General features: G+C 63.0%; 3 protein-coding genes. 2 read left to right on the top strand and 1 reads right to left on the bottom strand.

Annotation, left to right across the window (positions count from 1 at the left end):
• Window positions 1-1,159 (bottom strand): aminotransferase-like domain-containing protein (locus PFH44_RS26490; protein WP_283826683.1); only part of this gene is annotated, 1,159 nt, incomplete at its 3' end.
• 104 nt (window positions 1,160-1,263) lie between these two features.
• Here PFH44_RS26490 and PFH44_RS26485 point away from each other — a divergent pair.
• Together PFH44_RS26485 and PFH44_RS26480 are read left to right on the top strand one after the other, a co-directional pair.
• Window positions 1,264-2,154: a DMT family transporter gene (locus tag PFH44_RS26485; RefSeq protein ID WP_283826681.1), complete on the top strand. Its 891-nt coding sequence runs from the start codon at window positions 1,264-1,266 to the stop codon at window positions 2,152-2,154.
• 49 nt (window positions 2,155-2,203) lie between these two features.
• The coding region (locus tag PFH44_RS26480) for a dihydrodipicolinate synthase family protein (protein WP_283826680.1) at window positions 2,204-2,774 on the top strand (571 nt) is incomplete at its 3' end.

Raw genomic sequence — 2,774 nt, 5'->3', positions numbered from 1 at the left:
GATCCGCCCTCGCCTCATCCGGCAGCGGCAGCCAGGCAAAATAGGAGTCCGGATGGCTCACGCAGGGAAGATCGCCCAGCGTCTCCCTCAACGCCGCCTGCCGCCGGCGCGCATCGGCTCTTTTTAGCGTTTCAAAGCGCCTGACGGTGCCGTCCTGGATCCAGCCGCAGACCAGGGCCGTCAGCACGGAAGGGGTATTCCAGGTCGTGGCGCGAATCGCTCTCTCCAGCGCGGAGCGATAGCCTTCCGGGCAGATAACCACCCCGACCCGCAGGCCGGTCGCCACGTTTTTTGAAAATCCGCTGATATAGACGGTGCGCTCTGGCGCATAGCACGCCAGCGGCGGCGGCGGCCGTCGCACCAGGTAGGCGTAGGCGGTATCTTCGACGATCAGCAGATCGTGGGCGCGGGCGATCCCGGCCAGCGCCTTGCGCTGGGCGCGGCTAAGTACCCAGCCCAGCGGATTGTGCAGCGTCGGCATGACGTAGACCGCCCGGACGCGTCTTTTTTGACAGATCTGCCTGAGGGCCGCTAAATCCGGGCCATCGGCGAGGGACGGGATGGCGATAAGCTCAAGATGGTAGAGCTCCGCCAGCGCTTTGAACCCCGAATAGGTCAGCGCATCCACGGCGACGACGTCGCCGGGCCTCAGCAACCCCATCACCGTGACGGTCAGCCCGTGCTGGGCGCCGTTGACGATCAGCAGATTGTCCGCCGTCGGCCGAAATCCGTACCGGTAAAAGTGCCCGGCCATAATCTCGCGTTCACCGAGCCTGCCTGCGTGGGGCTGATAGCGCAGATGCGACTCGATGTCGCCGGCCGCCGAAAGCTGCCGCAGCGCGTCGCGCAGCATCTCTCCCTGCCCCGGCAGCGCCGGATAGTTAAAATTCAGGTCGAGCACGTCCGTCGCCACCGTCTGCTGATCGACGCCGTGGCCCGGGGGCAGCGACCGCTCTCTGACAAAGGTGCCGCGCCCGGTTTCACCGCTCACCAGCCCCATCGCCTCCAGCTCGCTGTAGACCCGGGTCGCGGTCGCCAAAGAGATATGCTCCCGTGCGGAGAGATGCCGGTGCGTCGGCAGGCGGGTTCCCGGCGACATCTCGCCGTTGCGAATCGCCTCCGCGAATTGATCAACAATGCCTTTGTAGCGGGCTTTCATCAAATGTATCCATGACAATAATTTGATTGTATTAGATGAGCGAGGCTACCATCCGCTGACCCCATGCTCAAGCCCGTAAACGTGAACAAACAGATGAGGTTACAGTGGTAAATTCAGCGGTACATAAAGCCGACCCCGGCGCCGTTTCCGGCTGGCTCAACGGCCTGCTCGGCGTGATTATTTTCAGCGGCTCTTTGCCCGCCACCCGCGTGGCGGTGCTGGAGATGGCCCCTTTCTTTCTGACCTTTCTGCGCGCGTCTATCGCCGGAGTCGTGGCCTGCGCGCTGATGTTGTGCTTTCGCCAGCGGCGTCCCCGCGCCTCGCAGCTCGTCGCGCTGGCCGTCGTATCCCTGGGGGTGGTGGTGGGTTTTCCGCTGCTGACCGCCCTCGCCCTGCGGCACGTCACCGCCGCACACTCCATCGTGTTTCTTGGCCTTTTGCCGCTGACCACGGCCATTTTCGGCGTTCTGCGCGGCGGTGAACGGCCCAAAAAGGCCTTCTGGATCTTTTCGGTCATCGGCAGCCTGCTGGTTGTGGGCTTCGCGCTCGCGCAAAGCGCTTCGGCGTCGCTGACCGGCGATCTGCTGATGCTGGCCGCCGTCGTTGTCTGCGGTCTGGGATACGCCGAGGGCGCAAAGCTGACCCGCGCCATCGGCGGCTGGCAGACCATCGGCTGGGCGCTGATTATCGCCCTGCCTTTCATGCTGATCGCTACCGCTATAACCCTGCCGGCAACCCTCAGCGGCATTAGCGCCCCGGCCTGGGCGGCGTTAGGGTACGTATCGCTTTTCAGTATGCTGATCGGCTTTATTTTTTGGTACAAAGGGCTGGCTATCGGCGGGATTGCCGCCGTCGGCCAGCTCCAGCTGCTGCAGCCGTTCTTTGGCCTGGCGCTGTCGGCGGTCCTGCTGCATGAAACGGTCAGTCCGGTAATGGTTTTCGTCACCATAGGCGTTATTCTGTGCGTAAGCGGATCGCGAAATTTTGCCCGCTAAAACGCAGCGGTCGCCTGGGTTACTCCCATTTTTTTAAAAGGAATCAACGATGTTTACAGGCCTGAGCGCATTCCCTCTTACTCCGCTGGCGGGGGCAGAGATCGACGAAAAGTCGTTCGTGTCACTGATTGAAAACCTTGTCGATGCCGGCGTGGATTCTATAGGCGCGCTGGGTTCGACCGGCAGCTACGCCTATTTGACCCGCGAGCAGCGACTCAGGGTTACCCGCCTCGCCGTCGGCGCCGCGTCCGGTATTCCGCTGATGACCAGCATCAGCAGCATCAGCGCAGATGAGGTCATGAGGCTGGCAGAGGATGCGCAAAACGCCGGCGTTAGCGGCGTGCTGCTGGCGCCGCTGTCGTATCAGAAACTGGGCGCCGACGAGGCGTTTCGCCTGTATGACCGCGTCACCGCCGGGCTATCGGTCCCGCTGTGCGTCTACGACAATCCGGCAACCACCGGGTTTCACTTTTCCGACGACCTGCTGGTCGCCCTGTCGAACCTCAACCACGTCGGTTCGATAAAACTCGGCGACCTTCCGGCAGAGTGGAGCGCCGCCTCGCAGCGCATCGCGGTCCTGAAGAGGCGGATCGCCGGGTCGGTCACGCTCGGCATCAGCG

Source organism: Klebsiella sp. Ech2A (assembly GCF_030078455.1).
In the GTDB taxonomy this organism is placed as follows: Bacteria; Pseudomonadota; Gammaproteobacteria; order Enterobacterales; family Enterobacteriaceae; genus Klebsiella; species Klebsiella terrigena.
This window is presented reverse-complemented; position numbering and strand designations above follow the sequence as displayed.